This is a genomic window from Kitasatospora fiedleri, assembly GCF_948472415.1.
Lineage (GTDB): Bacteria > Actinomycetota > Actinomycetes > Streptomycetales > Streptomycetaceae > Kitasatospora > Kitasatospora fiedleri.
The window spans coordinates 5,255,681-5,272,581 of record NZ_OX419519.1 but is presented as its reverse complement, the minus strand read 5'-3'; the positions used below and the strand labels follow the sequence as shown (position 1 = coordinate 5,272,581).

At 75.7% G+C, this 16,901-nt stretch carries 14 protein-coding genes; 4 read left to right on the top strand and 10 right to left on the bottom strand.

Annotated elements, in window-relative coordinates; genetic code table 11:
* Positions 1-59: 59 nt before the first annotated feature.
* The gene (locus QMQ26_RS24245; RefSeq protein ID WP_282202668.1) at positions 60-2,129 is read right to left on the bottom strand and encodes an ATP-binding protein; all 2,070 of its coding nucleotides are present in this window, start codon (positions 2,127-2,129) and stop codon (positions 60-62) included.
* 168 nt (positions 2,130-2,297) lie between these two features.
* Here QMQ26_RS24245 and gabT point away from each other — a divergent pair, with 168 nt between their 5' ends.
* Both gabT and QMQ26_RS24235 read left to right on the top strand, forming a co-directional pair.
* Positions 2,298-3,638: a 4-aminobutyrate--2-oxoglutarate transaminase gene (gene gabT / locus QMQ26_RS24240; RefSeq protein ID WP_100840468.1), complete on the top strand. Its 1,341-nt coding sequence runs from the start codon at positions 2,298-2,300 to the stop codon at positions 3,636-3,638.
* 313 nt (positions 3,639-3,951) lie between these two features.
* Positions 3,952-4,593, top strand: a complete 642-nt coding sequence (locus QMQ26_RS24235) for a phosphatase PAP2 family protein (RefSeq protein WP_282202667.1) — start codon at positions 3,952-3,954, stop codon at positions 4,591-4,593.
* Positions 4,594-4,701: 108 nt separating this feature from the next.
* Here QMQ26_RS24235 and QMQ26_RS24230 read toward each other — a convergent pair whose 3' ends face one another.
* Entirely contained in the window at positions 4,702-5,034 is a 333-nt protein-coding gene (locus QMQ26_RS24230; protein WP_282202666.1) for a DUF2218 domain-containing protein, read from the bottom strand.
* Between the two features lie 158 nt (positions 5,035-5,192).
* On the opposite strand from QMQ26_RS24230, the gene QMQ26_RS24225 reads away from it, so the two are divergent.
* Positions 5,193-5,663 (top strand): MarR family winged helix-turn-helix transcriptional regulator, encoded by a 471-nt coding sequence (locus QMQ26_RS24225; protein WP_100840471.1) that lies wholly within the window; start codon positions 5,193-5,195, stop codon positions 5,661-5,663.
* Here the strand turns inward: QMQ26_RS24225 and QMQ26_RS24220 are convergent.
* On the bottom strand, positions 5,584-6,510 hold the full coding sequence (locus QMQ26_RS24220; protein WP_100840729.1) for an EamA family transporter: 927 nt from the start codon (positions 6,508-6,510) through the stop codon (positions 5,584-5,586). The genes QMQ26_RS24225 and QMQ26_RS24220 overlap by 80 nt on opposite strands.
* A gap of 91 nt (positions 6,511-6,601) precedes the next feature.
* Between QMQ26_RS24220 and QMQ26_RS24215 the strand changes: the two genes are divergently transcribed.
* A complete protein-coding gene (locus QMQ26_RS24215; RefSeq protein WP_282202665.1) occupies positions 6,602-7,510 on the top strand; it encodes a LysR family transcriptional regulator in 909 nt (302 codons plus the stop codon).
* A 234-nt stretch (positions 7,511-7,744) separates the two neighbouring features.
* On the opposite strand, the gene QMQ26_RS24210 is transcribed toward QMQ26_RS24215, so the two are convergent.
* The 7 genes from QMQ26_RS24210 to QMQ26_RS24180 form a co-directional block, all read right to left on the bottom strand.
* Positions 7,745-8,494: a ZIP family metal transporter gene (locus QMQ26_RS24210; RefSeq protein WP_100840730.1), complete on the bottom strand. Its 750-nt coding sequence runs from the start codon at positions 8,492-8,494 to the stop codon at positions 7,745-7,747.
* A 258-nt stretch (positions 8,495-8,752) separates the two neighbouring features.
* Positions 8,753-9,190 (bottom strand): DUF6278 family protein, encoded by a 438-nt coding sequence (locus tag QMQ26_RS24205; protein ID WP_282202664.1) that lies wholly within the window; start codon positions 9,188-9,190, stop codon positions 8,753-8,755.
* Between the two features lie 82 nt (positions 9,191-9,272).
* Entirely contained in the window at positions 9,273-10,955 is a 1,683-nt protein-coding gene (locus QMQ26_RS24200; RefSeq protein ID WP_282202663.1) for a restriction endonuclease, read from the bottom strand.
* A 223-nt stretch (positions 10,956-11,178) separates the two neighbouring features.
* The gene (locus tag QMQ26_RS24195) at positions 11,179-12,684 is read right to left on the bottom strand and encodes an ATP-binding protein (RefSeq protein ID WP_282202662.1); all 1,506 of its coding nucleotides are present in this window, start codon (positions 12,682-12,684) and stop codon (positions 11,179-11,181) included.
* A gap of 229 nt (positions 12,685-12,913) precedes the next feature.
* Complete coding sequence (locus QMQ26_RS24190; protein ID WP_282202661.1) at positions 12,914-13,561, bottom strand: YigZ family protein; 648 nt, start codon at positions 13,559-13,561, stop codon at positions 12,914-12,916.
* A gap of 105 nt (positions 13,562-13,666) precedes the next feature.
* Positions 13,667-14,950 carry a DUF6986 family protein gene (locus tag QMQ26_RS24185; protein ID WP_282202660.1) on the bottom strand — a complete coding sequence of 428 codons (1,284 nt, stop codon included), beginning with the start codon at positions 14,948-14,950 and terminating at the stop codon, positions 13,667-13,669.
* A 161-nt stretch (positions 14,951-15,111) separates the two neighbouring features.
* A complete protein-coding gene (locus QMQ26_RS24180; RefSeq protein WP_282202659.1) occupies positions 15,112-16,800 on the bottom strand; it encodes a DUF2637 domain-containing protein in 1,689 nt (562 codons plus the stop codon).
* Positions 16,801-16,901: the final 101 nt, after the last annotated feature.

Here is a 16,901-nt window from a genome sequence, read left to right as displayed (position 1 = left end):
GTGACCCAAATGCTCTCGTGGCCGGTTGGTCGGCCAGCCGAGCGGCCGGGCGGCCGGGCTCAGCGCCGCAGGTCGACCAGCAGCGGCGGCACCTGCTCCCCCGTCACCGAGGTCAGCGAGATCACCGCGTGCCCGGACGGCAGCGCGTGCGCCAGGTCGGACGGCGACCAGCGGTGCCGCTCGACGTCCCGGGTGGTGACCGACTCGGTCTGCGCGGTGGTGCCGGACAGCGCCTTGCGCAGCAGCCGGCCGGCCCGGCGAACCGTTCCTCCCGAGGTGTCCGGGACGTGCGTGACGGCGGTCTCCCGGACCAGGTGGGTGCCCCATGCCTCGGAGAACAGCCGGCCGTCCCAGGGCGCGATGCCGGGGAACGCCATCCGGTTGCCGACCGCGCCAAACAGCGGCGCGCGCAGCGCCTCCGGCAGGTCGGACAGCGTGCGCAGCAGCAGCAGCACGCCGGCGTTGGCGCCGCGCAGCCGCTGGACGCCGCGGATCGCCTGCGCGTCCACGGCGGCGGTGGCGTCGTCCAGCACCATCCCGGCGAACAGCTCGCGGTCCCGGCGGTCGGCGGCGGCCTGGGTGAACTGGCCCAGCAGCAGCCGCGACAGAATCCGGGCGGCCTCCGGGTGGCTGCGCTCGGGCAGCTTGACCCGCACCCGCAGCGGGTGCTCCAGGGCGCGCATCGCGAAGGCCGGCTTGGCGTCCGGGCCGCCGGAGAACCCGGCCGCCAGCGCGGGCCGGTCCAGCAGCGCGAGCCGGTCCGCCAGCAGTGCGCCCGGGTCGTCGGCCCGGCCGTGCATCCGCTCGCGCTGCTGCAGGTCCGCCTCGAACTCCGGCCACCGCCCCGACTTCCGCAGCCGCTCGGCGAGCTCCGCCCAGCCCTCCGCGTCCCCCGCCAGCAGCGCCCGCAGCGCCCGCACCCCCGGGTAGCCGCCGTACGCCGCCCGGTACGGCCCGACCACCTGCTGCATCGCGGCCCGGGCGCTCTCCGCGCGCGGCGCCAGCTCGTCCGGCAGCAGCGCGTCGGCCAGCCGGGCCGCCGCCTCGTCCGAGTGCGGCGCCGCACCGTACAGGTCCAGGCCGTACGGGGCGTCCGGGTCGCCGGGGGCGATCACCACGTCGTACCAGTCGTCCGGCCCGAGGTCCGCGTCGGCCGCGCCGACCACCACCGCGCAGGCCGCGCCCGCCAGCGCCTGCAGGCACAGCGCCTCGGCGACCGGGCGGGCCAGCGAGGCGGTCTTGCCGGTGCCGGCCGGGCCGACCGCCAGCAGCGAGGTGCCCAGCACCCGCGGGTCCAGCGCGAAGCCGGCGTTCCGGTGCGTCACCGGGTTCTTCGGCACGTCCTGCGCCGTGCCCAGCCGCACCTGGCGCACCAGCAGGTCGTGCCGCGCCGTCCGCCCGCCCGGCAGGTCCCGCTGCTCGGACGGGTGCGCGCACGCCGCCGCGCCCCGGGCCGCCACCTGCGCGGCGAACTCCCGCCACGCGACCGGGTCGCCGCCCACCGTCCGCCACGCCTGGTGCAGCCGCACGTAGTCCACGTCCCCGACCGGCTCCCCCTCCAGCCGGCGCACCGCGTCCCCGGCCGGCCGCAGCTCGGCCCAGACGTCGACGGCGGGGGCGGTCTCCTCGGGCTCGGTGGGAACCTCGGTGACGGTGCGGGAGAGCACGGGGGCGATCCAGCGCCGCCACACCTCGCCCCAGCGGCCCATCCGGCCGAAGACCATCAGCACCAGGATGATCAGCGCGGCGTTGACGGCGGCGGCGATCAGCAGGGAGATCACGAAGGAGTTGGGGGCGGTGAGCCCGAGGGTGGTCAGCAGTCCCTGCAGCAGGGAGACGCCTTCGAGGTAGACGAAGGCCCCGACCGCCAGGTTCAGCGCCGCCCGCAGCAGCAGCGGCCCCGCCGGGGTCCTCGCCTGTTCGGCGGCCTTCGGGTCGTGCGGGGTGTGGTGCTGCCGGTAGATGCCGGGGGCGGCCTCGGGGCGGGGGCGGTGGCCCAGGTGGGGAGGTGGAAGGGGGCGCGGGGCGGGGGGAGATGGGGATGGGTGGGTTGGGTTCTCGCGTCGTTCAGTTCCACTTCGGGCCCCTCCTACGTTGCCGGCGGTGCCATACCCGCATCGCCGTCCCACCGACACACCCGGGGGCCAATGTAGTGGAGTGCGCGGGCGCGCAGCCGATCTTCGGCCACTGGCCGCGTCGGACAATTGGGGCGGCCCAGCAGTACCGAGTGGCGCATGCCCGGGCCGCGGGGCCGGTCGTAGCCTGCGGGTACCGCGTCAAGAACTTGGAGAAGACAGATGAGCGCTGCAACTCCGCTCCCGCAGGAGCGCCGCCTGGTCACCGCGATCCCCGGCCCGAAGTCGCAGGAGCTGCAGTCGCGCAAGCTCGGCGCGGTGCCGGCGGGCGTGGGCACCACGCTGCCGGTGTACGTGTCGCGGGCCGGCGGCGGCGTGCTGGAGGACGTGGACGGCAACAGCCTGATCGACTTCGGTTCGGGCATCGCCGTGACGAACGTGGGCAACAGCGCCGCCGCGGTGGTGGCGCGGGCGACCGAGCAGCTGGCCGCGTTCACGCACACCTGTTTCATGGTGACCCCGTACGAGGGCTACGTGGCGGTGGCGGAGCAGCTGAACGAGCTGACCCCGGGCGACCACGACAAGCGCACCGCGCTGTTCAACTCGGGCGCCGAGGCGGTGGAGAACGCGGTGAAGATCGCCCGCGCCTACACCAAGCGGACCGCCGTGGTGGTGTTCGACCACGGCTACCACGGCCGGACCAACCTGACCATGGGCCTGACCGCGAAGAACATGCCGTACAAGCAGGGCTTCGGCCCGTTCGCGCCGGAGATCCACCGCGTGCCGGTGGCGTACCCGTACCGCTGGCTGACCGGTGCGGAGAACTGCGCCGCCGAGGCCGCCGCGCAGGCGATCGAGGTCATCACCAAGCAGATCGGCGCGGAGAACGTCGCGGCGATCATCATCGAGCCGATCCAGGGCGAGGGCGGCTTCATCGAGCCGGCCAAGGGCTTCCTGCCGGCGATCGTGGAGTTCGCGAAGGCGAACGGGATCGTGTTCGTGGCGGACGAGATCCAGACCGGTTTCTGCCGCACCGGCGAGTGGTTCGCGTGCGAGGACGAGGGCATCGTCCCGGACCTGATCACCACCGCGAAGGGCATCGCCGGCGGCCTGCCGCTGGCGGCGGTGACCGGCCGGGCCGAGATCATGGACGCGGCGCACTCGGGCGGCCTGGGCGGCACCTACGGCGGCAACCCGGTGGCCTGCGCGGCCGCGCTGGGCGCGATCGAGACCATGAAGTCCGAGGACCTGAACGGCAAGGCGCGCCGGATCGGCGAGGTCATGCTGGGCCGGCTGCGGGCCATGCAGGAGAAGTACGACGTGATCGGCGAGGTCCGCGGCCGCGGCGCGATGGTCGCGGTGGAGCTGGTGAAGCCGGGCGGCAAGGAGCCGAACCCGGAGGTGACCGCGGCGATCGCGAAGGCGTGCCACGCGGAGGGCCTGGTGGTGCTGACCGCCGGCACCTACGGCAACGTGCTGCGCTTCCTGCCGCCGCTGGTGATCCCGGAGCACCTGCTGGCCGAGGGCCTGGACATCCTGGAGTCGGCCTTCGCCGGCGCCTGATCCCGGCCGGTAGCGGAACCCGCCGGGGCCGGCCCCGGCGGGTTCCGCCGCACGGGTGGAGGTTGCTCCACCGGTGGTGAAGATGCTGTGGATGCTGGCCGGTCCGCCCTTCCGGGACCCGGCTTTGACGTACTGTCATCACAGATGGACAGCGAACCGCACGCACTGCCCACAACCCCGTCCGCCGTTGAGGCGGACGCACATGAACGATCGACCGGCCGTCCCGCCCACACCCCCGGGCCGCACGGCGCGGCGATCACCTTGGCCGCCCCGGAGCTCTCCCCCTGCTCCGGGGCGGCCGATTTTCGCTGTCTTGGCGGCGGCGGCGCTGGCGGTGCTGCTGGCCGCGATCTCCTGGCAGGTCGCGGTGGACGGGCCGCTGCTGGGGGTCGACACGGCGGTGCGCGACGGGGTGCGGCACGTCCGCCGGGCGATCGGCTCGGCGCTGCTGAACCACCTGGGCGTGGCGCTGTCCGACCTGGGCGGCGGGACGGTCGCGGTCCCGGTGCTGCTGGGGTGCGCGGGCCTGGCGGCCTGGCTGGCCCGGCGCGGCGGGCGTCCGCGCTGGTGGGTGCCGGTGCCGGTGGCGGTGGCGGCCGCGGTGCTGATCCCGCTGCTGGTGGTGCCGGCAAAGGTCTGGTTCGCCCGCCCGGGCCCGTACGGGGTGCCGCTGGCCGGGTCCCAGTGGGGCTGGTACCCGTCGGGGCACACCGCGACCTCGTCGATCGCGTACGGGACGGCGGCGCTGCTGCTGGCCCGGGTGCTGTCGGTGGCGGCCGGGCGGCGGGTGGGCGCGCTGGCCTCGCTGGTCTGCCTGGGCGTGGGGGCGGGCCTGGTGTGGAGCGACTTCCACTGGCTGCTGGACGTGCTGGCCAGCTGGTGCCTGGCCGGCCTGCTGCTGCTCGGGCTGCACCTGCTGCTGCCGCGCCTGCTGCCCGGACGCCCGCGCACCTGACGCCCGCAGACCTGACGCCCCCGCACCTGGCGCCCGCAGACCTGACGCCCGCGCGTCTGGCGCCCGCTTGCCCGACGCCCCGTCAGGACTCCCGCCGACCGGGGCCGGTCAGCCCTCCTCGGCGGCGAGGCGCTGGACGGTGCCGGCCGCGCCGCTCTCGCGCTGCCAGGCGACGACCAGCTCGTCGCGGGTGCCGAAGCGGACCAGGTGGCGGCCGACCACGTCCTCCAGCTGTTCGAGGCTCTCCTCGGCGCCCTCGACGGCGAGCAGCAGCGCGCCGTCCTCGGCGGTGAGCTCGGCCCGACCGGCGCCGAAGGCGAGCGAGCCGCGGCCGGTCTCCTCCGACCACTCGGCGGGGACCTTGCGGCCCATGTGGGCGGCGAGCTGCTTGGCGTAGCGGGCGGGGCGGTCGGTGCTGACGCGGGCGGTGGAGCGGGCCATGACGGACTCCTTGCGAACTGCGGACACGGATGACTCGGACGACTCGGATGACTTAGGCTGCCCTAAGCTACTCGATTGCTGAGCCAAGCTCAACATGTTATCGAGGCGAGATCGGTCACCCTCCGTACCGGCCCCGACCCGCCCGCTACCCTGTGCCCATGACCTCCCCCGGCCCCGCCGACACCGCAGCGGAACTCGCCGACGCGCTCACCCGGGCGATGAAGCGCATCCGCCGGCGGACCATGCAGCGGCTGGAGCCGTACGGCATCACCCCCGCCCAGGGCCGGGCCCTGCGCACCCTCGCCCACGCGCCCGGCTGCGAGAGTGCCGAGACCATGCGGCTGAGCGAACTCGCCGAGCGGCTGCACATCGCCCCGCGCTCCGCCACCACCGTGGTCGACGCCCTGGAGGAGGCCGGTCTGGTCGCCCGCACCCCCGACCCGGCCGACCGCCGCGCGGTGCGGCTGGTGCTCACCGAGGACGGGCACGGCGCGCTGGAGCGGATCTCCCGGGTCCGGCACGAGGTCGCCCAGGAGTACTTCGGCCCGGTCAGCCCTGCCGAGCAGGACGCCCTGCTGCGGGCGCTGCGGCACGCCGAGGAAGCCTACGAAGCCGGTCCCACCCCGTAGCGGGCACCGCCCCCAGCCCGATCCCGGCGATCACCAGCACCGTCGCCGCCCCGGCCGGCAGGCCGAACCGCTCGCCGAGCAGCAGCGCCGCCGAGGACATCCCGAACACCGGCACCAGCAGCGAGTACGGGGCGACCACCGAGGCGTCGTAACGGCGCAGCAGGTGGCTCCAGGCGACGAACGCGAACAGCGTGGACACCAGGCCGACGTACAGCACCACCCCGACGCCCGACCAGCTGATCCCGCGCAGCGCGGCCAGGTCCGCGTCCGGGCCCTCGACCAGCAGCGACAGCCCCAGCAGCGGCAGCGGCGGCACCGCGGAGACCCACACCATCCAGCGCAGCGCGTCCGGCGGGGCGGCCCGGCGGGTCAGCACGTTGGCCAGGCCCCAGGCCACCGCCGCGCCGATCACCAGCGCGAACGCCCCCACCGGGCCGCCCGCGCCCCGGTCGGCGGCGGCCAGCGCGATCCCGGCGAACGCCACCACCAGCCCGACCACCCGCAGCCGGGCCGGCCGCTCGCCCAGCAGCCCGGCGGCGAACAGCGCGGTGAACCCGGCCTGCCCCTGCAGCACCAGCGAGGACAGCCCGGCCGGCATCCCGGCGTGCATGCCGAGGAAGAGCAGCCCGAACTTCACCACCCCGAGCGCCAGCCCGACCCCCAGCACCCACCGCCACGCCACCCGCGGCGGGCCGACCAGGAACACCGCGGGCAGCGCCACCACGGCGAACCGCAGCGCGCAGAACAGCAGCGGCGGGAAGTCGTGCAGACCGACCTCGATCAGCACGAAGTTCAGGCCCCAGACGGCGGCGACCAGCACGGCCAGGGCGATGTGACGGGGCGGCATGGCGGAGGAGGGCGGCATGCCCCGAGCATCCCCCGCACCGACCGTTCAGCACCAGCGACGATTCCTCAACCCCATCGTTTAGCATCGCTGCATGATGGATCTGGGACGCCTGCGCGCCCTGCACGCGGTCGCCGTGCACGGCTCGGTCGGCGGGGCCGCCTCGGCCCTCGGCTTCACCCCGTCCGCGATCTCCCAGCAGATCGCCAAACTCGAACGCGAGACCCGCACCGTCCTGCTCGAACGCCAGGGCCGGGGCGTCCAGTTGACCGACGCCGCCCGGCAGCTCGCGGACACCGCGCAGCGCGTCCTGGCCCTGGTCGAACAGGCCGAGGTGACGCTGGAGGAGCAGCGCGGCCGGGCCGCCGGACGGCTGCTGGTGGCCGCCTTCCCCACCGCGGCCCGCGGCCTGCTGCCCGCCGTCCTCGCCGAACTGCACACCACCTGCCCCGAGTTGGACGTCCGGCTGCTGGAGAGCGACCCGTACCCGGCGGCCGAGCTGGTGGCCCGCGGCGAGGTCGACCTGGCGGTCGTGCAGGACTGGGAGACCGTCCCGCTGCCGGTGCAGGACGGCCTCGACCGGCTCGACCTCGGGGAGGACCCGGTCGACCTGCTGCTGCCCGCCGGGCACCCGCTGGCCGCACTGGACGCCGTGCCGGTGCCGGCGCTGCGCGGTCAGCGCTGGATCAGCGTGCCGCCCGGCAACATCTGCCACGACTGGCTGCTGCGCACCATGCGGGAGACCGGCGAGGAACCGGACGTCGCCCACCGGGTCGGCGAGTTCCAGACCCAGCTCGCCCTGATCGCCGCCGGCCTGGGCCTCGGCCTGATCCCCCGCCTGGGCCGCGGCCCCCTCCCGCCCGGCACCACCGCCCGCCCCGTCACCCCCGAGCCCGTCCGCCGCGTCTACGCCCTCTGGCGCACCCAGACCTCCCGCCGCCCCGCCGTCACCGCCACCCTCACCGCCCTGCGCCACCACTGGAACGCCCTGGCCGAGAGCTGAGCCGCCGACCTCCTACGCCAACCCCACCACCAACCACATGAACCCCACCCCAACAGCGTGCACACCAGGGTGCCCGCCCCTCCCCGCTCCCCACCCCGCCGGAGGCACCCCAGCCCCCGCCGTCACGCCAACCCCACCACCAACCACATGAACCCCACCCCCAACAGCGTGCACACCAGGGTGCCCGCCCCTCCCCGCTCCCCACCCCGCCGGAGGCACCCCAGCCCTCCGCCGTCACGCCAACCCCACTACCAGCCACATGAACCCCACCCCCAGCAGGGTGCACACCAGCGTGCCCTTCGACGGGTGCGGGCTGTGGGCCTCGGGCAGGATGTCGGAGGTCGCCAGGTACATCAGGAAGCCGCCGAAGAAGCCGAGGTAGAGCCCGAGCAGCTGTTCCGGAATGGTGAACAGCAGCGTGATCCCGGCCCCGGTGACGGGCGCGAGCGCGTCGGCGAACAGCAGCGCGAGGGCCCGCCGCCGGTTGTTCCCGTACAGCCGGGTGAGGGTGTACGTGTTGAAGCCGTCCGCGAAGTCGTGCGCGACGACGGCGATGGCGACGACCGTGCCGACCGTCGTCCCGGCCTGGAACGCGGCGCCGATCGCGAAGCCGTCCATCACGCTGTGCAGGACCAGCGCGGAGGCCGCCGCGATCCCGACGCCCTGCTCGCGCTGCCGCTCCCCCGGCCCGTGCGCGTGCCCGTGCGCATGGCCGTGCGCGTGCCCGTGGCTGTGCGCGGCGTACTCGCCCTCGTGGCCGCGGTGGATGGCGACGGAGCGTTCGACCACGTGGATGGCGAGGAACCCGGCGGCGAACATCAGCAGTGCCGCGGGGACGCCGTGGACCTCCTGCGGGGCCTGTTCCAGCGCCTCGGGCAGCAGGTCGAAGGCGACCACGCCGAGCATCAGTCCGGCGGCGAGGCCGAGCACGAGGTGGCGGCGGTCCCCGGTGCGCTGGGCGGCGAAACCGCCGATCAGGGTCATCAGGAACGCGCCCGCGGCGACCAGCACGGCGGTCAGTTTCGGCCTCCCCCGTCACGCTGCCGGGGGCCGGACGGCTGTGCTGACCGCTGCCCACGGGCATCCAGTCCGTCCGGCCCGGGCCGGACGGTGCCGGGCCCTGCGACCAGCCTGCGGGCCCGGGCGGTGCCGCGCCGCCCGGGCGGCCCGTCGGGGTGACGCCGGATCAGCTGTCGGACCAGCCCCCGGACGGCCCGGGCGACCCCACCGGTCCCGCCGCCGTCAGTCGTCGCTCGCGGCCCGGTAGACCGCGGCGAGCTGCGGCGCGCCCTGCTCGGCCCAGTCGCGGCCGATCGCGGTGGCGTCGAGTTCGAAGCCGGTGCCGAGCACCATCAGGGGCCGCCCGTCGGCGGCGAGCCGCCAGCGGGCGTCGGGGACCCGGCGGCGGATCACCGTGCCGAGGTAGAGCCCGGCGTCGGTGCCGAGCCACTGGGAGACCTGCCGGTCGTCGCGCCAGCGGGGCAGCAGCTGGTCGAGGGCGGTCAGCGACTCGACGGTGTCGTCGAGGCGGACGCCGGCGGACTCGGCGAGTTCGCGCAGCAGCCCGCACTCGCCGTACATCTCGGCCATCGCCAGTTCGCGGTCGTGCTCGGCCGCCCGCCCGGTCGGCGGTGCGGTCGGGCTCCGGTCGGGCCGGTGGCCGGGGAATCGGTTCTCCACTCCCCCAGCCTGACAGCCCGTCCGGCCGTCCGCCGGGCGAACCGGCGGGTTCCCACCGGTCTCCGGCGGGTTCCCACCGGCCTCACAGGGTGAGCGGCAGTTCCAGGTGGGTGCGGGCGAGTTCGCGGATGCCGGGGCCGTCCATCAGGTGGATGCGCTGGTAGCGCTCCTCCCCGGTGAGGTCGAGCGCCTCGTCGGTGAACCGGCCGCAGGTCATCCGCAGGCCGCGGTCGGCGCCCTCCTCGCGGACCGCCTCGGCGAGGGTGGCGATCTCCTCGGCGGTGACGGGACCGGGGCCGCGGGAGGCCCACACCACCCAGCGGCCGGGCAGCCGGCTGCCGGGTTCGCCCTCGGCGGTGGCGACCAGGCCGGCCGGGCCGCGCAGTCGGACGCTCCAGTCCCGCAGGCCGCCCGCGGTGAGGACGGCGCGCACCAGCCGGGCGAACTCGCCGGGCGACAGCTCGCCCAACGCGGGCACCGCGGAGGACGCGCTGCCCCAGGGCAGCACCGCCTCGTCCGCGTACGGGTCGGGGGTGATCACGGCGGCCAGGGCGCGCAGCCGCAGCAGCGACTCGTCGTGCTCGGCCTCCGCGTAGACGCCGCCGTCCGCGTCCCCGTCGCCCAGGTGCCCGGCGTCGGGGACCAGCCGGGTGCGGGCCAGCGCGTCCCGGTCGGCGTCGACGCTGAGCAGGCACCGCGCGGGCCGGCCGGGGAGGCGCAGCCAGCCGTTCAGGACGACGCCGGACAGCACCTGTTCGGTGTCGACGGCGTCGGCGGCCTGCAGGGCGCGCAGCGCGAGCCGGGCGGCCAGCCGCAGGTAGTCGGTGCGGACGTCGGCGGCGGGGCGGGGCACGGGTTCGACCGCGCCGGTCCCGGTGAGCCGGTAGCCGGAGAGCGCGGGGACGGTCTCCAGCGGCGGCAGGTCGAGGTCGAGGACGGCGGTGCGGGTGAGGGCGCGGAAGACGGCGTGGCAGGGGGCGGGCAGGTCCTGGGTGGCGCCCTCGGCGGCGGCCAGGGCCCGTTCCAGCAGCGACTCGACGGCGGCGGGCTCGGCCTGCCGGTAGGCGCGGCGGCACTCCTCCAGGCTGTCGTTGTACTCCTGGACGGCCCGGGCCCGGGCCCGTTCGGCCTCCTCGTGGGCCTGCCGGGCGGCGACCGCGCCGCTGTCGGCGAGTTCGGCCTGCCGGGTGCGCCACTCCCGCAGCGCGCGCTGGTGGCGCAGCCGGGCCTGGGCGAGTTCGCGCTGGTAGCCGGAGTCGAGCAGGCGGCGCGAGCGCGGCTGCTCGGGGTCGGCGCCGGCGGGCTCGGGCGGCGCGAAGTCGGCCCAGGCGGGCTCGGGTTCGCCCGTTCCGGGCCCGGCGTCCGGGAACGGCCTGGGCTGGTAGCTGCGCAGCTGGCTCTCGAAGTCCATCGCGGAGACCGGCCGGGCGGCCCGGCGCAGCAGGTCGGCCAGGCGCTGGTGGTCGGCCTGGACGGCGAGGGTGCGGTGGTGGGTGAGCGCGGCGGCCCGGCCGTGCGCGGCCACCGGGTCGTCCGGGTCGGCTGGCGCGTCCGCCGGGCCGGGCTGCGGCGGCACCGCGGCCGACGGTCCGGCCGGGGGCCGGGCGGGGGGCTCGGGGGGCTGCGGTCCCGCGGGGGGCCCGGGGTGGGCCCCGGCGGGCTCCTCGTCCTCGTCGGCGCCGAGTTCGTGGAACAGCGAGGCGAGGAATCCGGGCTGGAGCACCGTGGTGGTGCCGTCGGCGCTGCCCTCGGCTGGATGCTGCATCGGCGGTGGTTCCCCCTGCTCGTCCGGCGCACGTCGGCGGGCCGCCGCGACGGGGCCCGAGCAGCATTGTCCCCCGTTCGGGCTCCGGGGTCAGCCAACCCGGCTGGTTTGGCCGACCCTTGACGTCCGCTCAGGTCGGGTCGGAGCACGTCCGCCGTGCGGGTGCGGCGCGGGGACCGCCCGAGGCGGGGGCCGGGGCGGTTCCGGCCCCCGCGCGGGGCGGTCAGTTGGTGCGGGTGTTGGTCAGGTGCAGCCCGATGTAGCCGACGTAGATCCGGCCGCTGCCGGAGCAGTCGTCCAGGTAGTGCACCCGGGGGGCGGTGCCGCCGCCGCCGATCCGCAGGTGGGCGCCCATGAACGCGCGACAGGAGGAGTCGACGTCGGGCGGGACGGGCAGCATCCGCTGGCGCTTCCACTTGCCGTGGCTGGCGACGGTGCGGGACTCGCCGCGGACCGCCTTGCGCGGCGGGAAGCGGTGGCAGCCGGGCGGGGTGTGCTCGCACCACTGCTTGAAGTCGCCGCCGGCCTCGCCGCGCACGGCGGCGTCCGCGTACTCCTGGAGCGCGGTCAGGCCGTCCCAGGTGAGCCGGGCCCAGCCGTCGGCCTCGCTCTGGCCGTCCAGGGCGAGCGTCTCCTTGCTGTCGCCGGTGAACTCCAGCAGCGCGAACTCGCTGAATCGGTCCACGAGTTCACCGAAGCTGGCGGGGCCGGTGCCGCACCGGGCGCGGCGCGGTTCGCGCGGTGTCTCGATCCGCAGCCGGCAGCGCTCCAGCCGCACCGGCGGGCGTTCGACCGCGGCCCGGGGCGGGGCGGGCGCCTTGCGCGCCTCGGGCGGCAGCCAGAGTTCGGGGACGGCGGCCAGCGGCGCGGGCAGCGGCAGTTCGGCGGCGATCCGGCGCGGCTCGCGGGCCAGCAGGGCGGCGGCGCGGCGCGGGTTCTCGTCGATCCGGCCGCGCGGCAGGACGGGGTGGCGGGCGGCGTCGGCCCGGGAGGCCGGGTCGACCTCGGGCAGGAAGGTGCGGACCGCGCCGCCGTACACCTTGTGGTACTCCAGGGCCAGGTTGAACCGGGGCAGCGCGCCGTGCCCGAGCACGTACAGCGAGGCCAGGCCGGGGAGTTGGCGCACCAGCGGGTCGAGCACCTGCTGCTGCCAGCGGTCGACCGGCACGGCGGGCGGGACGCTGGCCACCACGGTGGGCAACCGCCGTTCCGGGTCGCAGAGTTCGTCGATCAGGCCGTCCAGGTCGGCGGGTGCCAGCAGCCGGGGCGCGACGGCCAGTGGCACCGGGCCCTCGGCGGCGTCGAGCAGGGGCAGCAGGCTGCGGACCAGGTCGGGGACGGGCACCCGCCCGGGTGGGGTGACGGTCGGGCCGGCGGGGAGGTGTTCGGCCTCGATGCGCAGCCTGGTCGGTCCGTCGGCGGTGTCGGAGGCGAGGGTGAGGGTCAGTTGGTCGGTGCCGTGCACGGCGGGCGTGCGCAGTCGGCGGCGGCTGTAGCGGGCCCCGGGACCGCGGCCGGGCAGTGTGCCGTCGTCGCGGTCCAGCAGGACCCGGTCGCCGAGGCGTAGTCGCTCGGGCGGGGCCTGTCGCTCGCGGGGCGCGGGCTCCTCGTGGCCCTCGGACTTCAGCTGTTCGGCGAGGAGTTGGTCGACGAGGGCGGTGGTGTCGTGGTGCGGGCGGGGTGTCGCTGCCGTCAGCCGGTACGGTGGCTGGGCGTGGTCGGTGGGCATGCGCGGAACCTCCCGTGGTGCGGTGCTGGGGTCTGCGAGTCCTCCTCCCCGGAGTCGTTGGCGAATCGTCGGTCGTGTCTCTAGGAGACGAAGCGATCAGGAGCGGAAGTTCCGGATCGGGCCCCGCTTCCTTCGATCGGGTGTCATCGGACGGCAACGGGAACACCGTCCGTGCCGCCTCTGCTACCCGCCCGTCCGCGATCAATGCCGGGCGTCCCCCGGTCGGCGGTCAGACCTCGACCTCGACGAAGGTGCGCCCGGCCGGGCGGGCCGCGGCCGAGCCGCCGGTCGCCTCGGCCAGCCAGGTGTGGAACTGCGCCGTCGCCGGTTCGGGCACGCCGACCTCGATCCGCACCCCGTCGGCCAGGTACTCCAGCCCGGCCACCGCGTACCCGGCCGCCCGCAGCTCGTTCTCCAGCCGCCCGGCCCGGGTGTGGTCGACGGCCACCGACAGCAGCGCGACCGGCCGGCGCTCCAGCAGCCCGACCTCGTCTAGCGCCTCGGACACCGCCGCGCCGTACGCCCGCACCAGGCCGCCCGCGCCCAGCTTGATCCCGCCGAAGTAGCGGGTCACCACGGCGGCGGTGTCGGTCACCCCGCGCCGCCGCAGCACCTCCAGCATCGGCACCCCGGCCGTCCCGGCGGGCTCCCCGTCGTCGCTGGAGCGCTCGCGCGGCTGCTCGCCGCCGACCACGAACGCCGTGCAGTTGTGCCGGGCGTCCCAGTACCGCTTGCGGACGCCCGCGACGAACGCCTGCGCCTCGTCCTCGTCGGCGACCCGCGCCAGGTGGCAGATGAACCGGGACTTCTTGATCTCCAGTTCGCGGCTGCCTGAGCCCCGGACGGTCAGGTACGGCTTGGGGCTCGGCTCCGCCATGGCGCTGGTGCTCTCCGCTGTCGGTCTCGTCTCGGCGCCCGGTCCCGCGCCGGTCCTCCCGCCCAGCCTATGCCGTGCGCCGGGGGCCTCCGTGCGGCGGCGGACTCAGCGCCCGGCCAGGGCGTCCAGCCGGGCGCGGTCCAGGCCGGTGCGCTCGGTGACCTCGGCGAGGTCGACGGCGCCGCAGTCCAGGCCGCGCAGCACGTAGCCGCTGAGCGCGCGGGCGGTGGCGGGCTCGTCCAGCACGTCGCCGCCGGACTTGGCGACGTACGTGGCGAGCCGGGCGCAGGCCGCGGTCAGGCCCTCGCGGTAGAAGGCGTAGACGGCGGCGTACCGGGTGGGCAGGTGGGCGGGGTGCATGTCCCAGCCCTGGTAGTAGGCGCGGGCCAGCGAGCGGCGGACCAGGCCGTGGTGCAGCCGCCAGGCGGCGTGCACCTGCTCGGCGGTGCCGGCCGGGACGACGTTGGTGGAGCCGTCGGAGAGCCGGACGCCGGTGCCGGCCGCAGCGGCCTGCATGACGGCCTTGGCGTGGTCGGCGGCCGGGTGGTCCATGCTCTGGTGGGCGGCGCTGACCCCGCAGGCGGCGCTGTAGTCGAAGGTGCCGTAGTGCAGCGCGGTGGCCCGGCCCTCGGCGGCCCCGATCAGCAGCGCGACGGTGGCCCGGCCGTCCGGGCCGAGGATCGCCTGGGTGGTCTCGATCTGGATCTCGAACCCGATCCGTCCGGCGGGCAGTCCGGCCCGCCGCTCGAAGTCCTCCAGCAGCCGCACCAGCGCGGTGACCTGGGCGGCGTGGGTGACCTTCGGCAGGGTCAGCACCAGCCCGTCCGGCAGCCCGCCCGCGGCCACCAGGGTGGCCAGGAACAGTTCCAGGGTGCGGATGCCGCGGGCCCGGACGGGGGCCTCCAGGCACTTGATCCGGATGCCGACGTACGGCGGGGCGCTGCCGTCGGCGACCGCCGCGGCCACCAGGCGGGCGGCCCGGACGGCCGCCGCGTCCTCCTCGGCGTCGGGGCGCGGACCGTAGCCGTCCTCGAAGTCGATCCGCAGGTCCTCGACCGGCTCGCGCTCCAGCTTGGCCCGCACCCGGGCGTGCACGTCGGCCAGCAGCGCGTCGTCCGCGACCCCGAGCGCCGCGGCGAGCCGCCCGGGCGTACCGGCGTGCTCGTCGAACGCGGCGAGTGCCTGGGCGCCCCACTCCCGGACGGTGTGCGCCCCGAACGCGTCGGCCGGCACGTACACGGTGTGCACCGGCTGCCGGGAACCGCTCTCGCCCGGGTAACGCCGCGTCAACTCGGCGTCCACCGGCGCGAGCAGCGCCTCGACGGCCGCCAGGGCGGCGTCCGAGAACGAGACGGGCTGGACGGCATCGACCTGGGCGGGCTGCGACATCCGGGGCTCCTCCACTCACCGCGCGACTTCAACAATTTGTTGAGGCGAAGGTAACGGCGGGTCCGCGGAACCGTCAATGGCCGCCCGACCGGAAGAACCGGCGGACGGCCATCGCACCTGCTGGACGTCTCTCCGAACGGGCCCCGCGGGGGGCCGCCGGGTCACTCGCCCCGACCGGACTCCATGTACCGCTCCTGGAGGTCCTGCCAGACCTTCTCGACGTCCTTCACCGTGACGCCGCCGTCCGGCCGCGAACCCGGGACGCCGCGCTGGCTCAGGTACTCCGCGAAGCGGCGCTCGTCGGGGTGCCGCTGGTTCTCCTCCATGTAGCTGACCAGCGCGTCGAAGCACTCATTGGCGTCCAGCACCTGACCCGCGCCCGCGATCGGACGGCGCGCCGGGGCGTCCCCCTCGTCGAACGGCAGCGGCTCCGACTCGGACGCCATCATCGACTCCAGCCGCATCGGCCGACCGGGTACCAGGATCGGCTCCGCGCCCTCCGTCACCGGCGCCGGTACCTGCTGCCGGACCGCCTGCGGACGCGTCGCCGGACCGTGCCCGTTCGCCGCCGGGCGGTACTCCTCCGGGCGGTACTCCTCCGGGCGGTACTCCTCCGGGCCAAGGCCCTGCTCCGGGTACGCCTCGGCCCGCGACGCCTGGTAGCCCGGCTGCGGCCGAACCGCCACCGCCTCCTCCGGACCGCTCGGCCGCGGCGCCTTGAACCACGGCGACGCCTGCCCCGGCACCCGCGCCGTGTGCACCTGGTCGGGCTCCGCCACGTGCGAGCGCACCGGGCGGGCCGTCCACACGTTCAGCTCCGCGGACGAGTCGATCACCGGCGCGGCCTGCGCCGCCTCCGGGTCCTGCTGGTCGCGCAGCCGTACCGCGGCCAGCTTCGCCAACGTCGGCACCGCCACCGCCGCCGACACCGGCGGCACCGGCTGGGGCTGGGGCTGCGGCTGGGATTCCGGCACACCCGACGCCGCGGCCTGCGCCTGAATCGGCTGCTGGGCCTGGGCCTGGATCGGCTGCTGAGCCTGCGTCACCCCGCCGCCCCGCACCGCCTGGACGGTCTGACCCGCCGCCACCGCCTGCGCCGACAGCCCCGCCTGAACGGCCGGAACGGCCTGGGCCGGCTGCTCGACCGCCGCCGCGCTGCCCGGCACCACCAGTGGACCGTCGATCCGGTCCAGCACCGTCGGGTCCAGCGGGACGCCGTACTTCGCCAGCTTCAGCGGCAGCAGCGCCTGGAACGGCGCCGACCGCCGCCAGCCCCGCCCGTACCGGAACCGCAGCTGCGCCCGGTACACCAGCCGGTTCTGCTCCAGCCGCACCGTCTCGTCGTACGAGCGCAGCTCCCACAGCTTCATCCGCCGCCACAACCGGAACGTCGGCACCGGCGACAGCACCCAGCGCATCAGCCGCACCGACTCCATGTGCCGGTCCGCGGTGATCGCCGCGATCCGCCCCACCGCGTGCCGGGACGCCTCGACCACCACCACGAACAGCACCGGGATCACCGCGTGCATCGCCATGCCCAGCGCGTCGCCCCAGGACGCCGCCGCGTTGAACGCGATCGTCGCCGCGGTCAGCAGCCAGGCCGTCTGCCGCAGCAGCGGGAACGGGATGCGCAGCCAGGTCAGCACCAGGTCCAGCGAGAGCAGCACCACGATGCCCGCGTCGACGCCTATCGGGAAGGCGTAGGAGAAGGCGCCGAAGCCCTTCTCCATCGCCAGGTCCCGCACCGAGTTGTACGACCCCGCGAAACCGATGCCCGAGATCACGCACGCGCCGATGGCCACCACACCCAGCAGTGCCCGGTGCGCGCGGGTAAGGGAAGGACGTGCCATTCGTTGATCAACCCCTGGGACTCGGCAGCTGCCGTATACGACCTGTAGCCGCCGAGTACACGTCCCCGCCCCGGGGCGCACGCATCATCACCGCGTCAGGA

Bases quoted from the DNA above. Each gene is read 5' to 3' on its own strand.
- gabT (WP_100840468.1), top strand. From the start codon at position 2,298: ATGAGCGCTGCAACTCCGCTCCCGCAGGAGCGCCGCCTGGTCACCGCG.
- QMQ26_RS24230 (WP_282202666.1), bottom strand. From the start codon at position 5,034: ATGGCCCGCTCCACCGCCCGCGTCAGCACCGACCGCCCCGCCCGCTAC.
- QMQ26_RS24225 (WP_100840471.1), top strand. From the start codon at position 5,193: ATGACCTCCCCCGGCCCCGCCGACACCGCAGCGGAACTCGCCGACGCG.
- QMQ26_RS24220 (WP_100840729.1), bottom strand. From the start codon at position 6,510: ATGCCGCCCCGTCACATCGCCCTGGCCGTGCTGGTCGCCGCCGTCTGG.
- QMQ26_RS24215 (WP_282202665.1), top strand. From the start codon at position 6,602: ATGATGGATCTGGGACGCCTGCGCGCCCTGCACGCGGTCGCCGTGCAC.
- QMQ26_RS24210 (WP_100840730.1), bottom strand. From the start codon at position 8,494: ATGACCCTGATCGGCGGTTTCGCCGCCCAGCGCACCGGGGACCGCCGC.
- QMQ26_RS24200 (WP_282202663.1), bottom strand. From the start codon at position 10,955: ATGCAGCATCCAGCCGAGGGCAGCGCCGACGGCACCACCACGGTGCTC.
- QMQ26_RS24195 (WP_282202662.1), bottom strand. From the start codon at position 12,684: ATGCCCACCGACCACGCCCAGCCACCGTACCGGCTGACGGCAGCGACA.
- QMQ26_RS24190 (WP_282202661.1), bottom strand. From the start codon at position 13,561: ATGGCGGAGCCGAGCCCCAAGCCGTACCTGACCGTCCGGGGCTCAGGC.
- QMQ26_RS24185 (WP_282202660.1), bottom strand. From the start codon at position 14,950: ATGTCGCAGCCCGCCCAGGTCGATGCCGTCCAGCCCGTCTCGTTCTCG.
- QMQ26_RS24180 (WP_282202659.1), bottom strand. From the start codon at position 16,800: ATGGCACGTCCTTCCCTTACCCGCGCGCACCGGGCACTGCTGGGTGTG.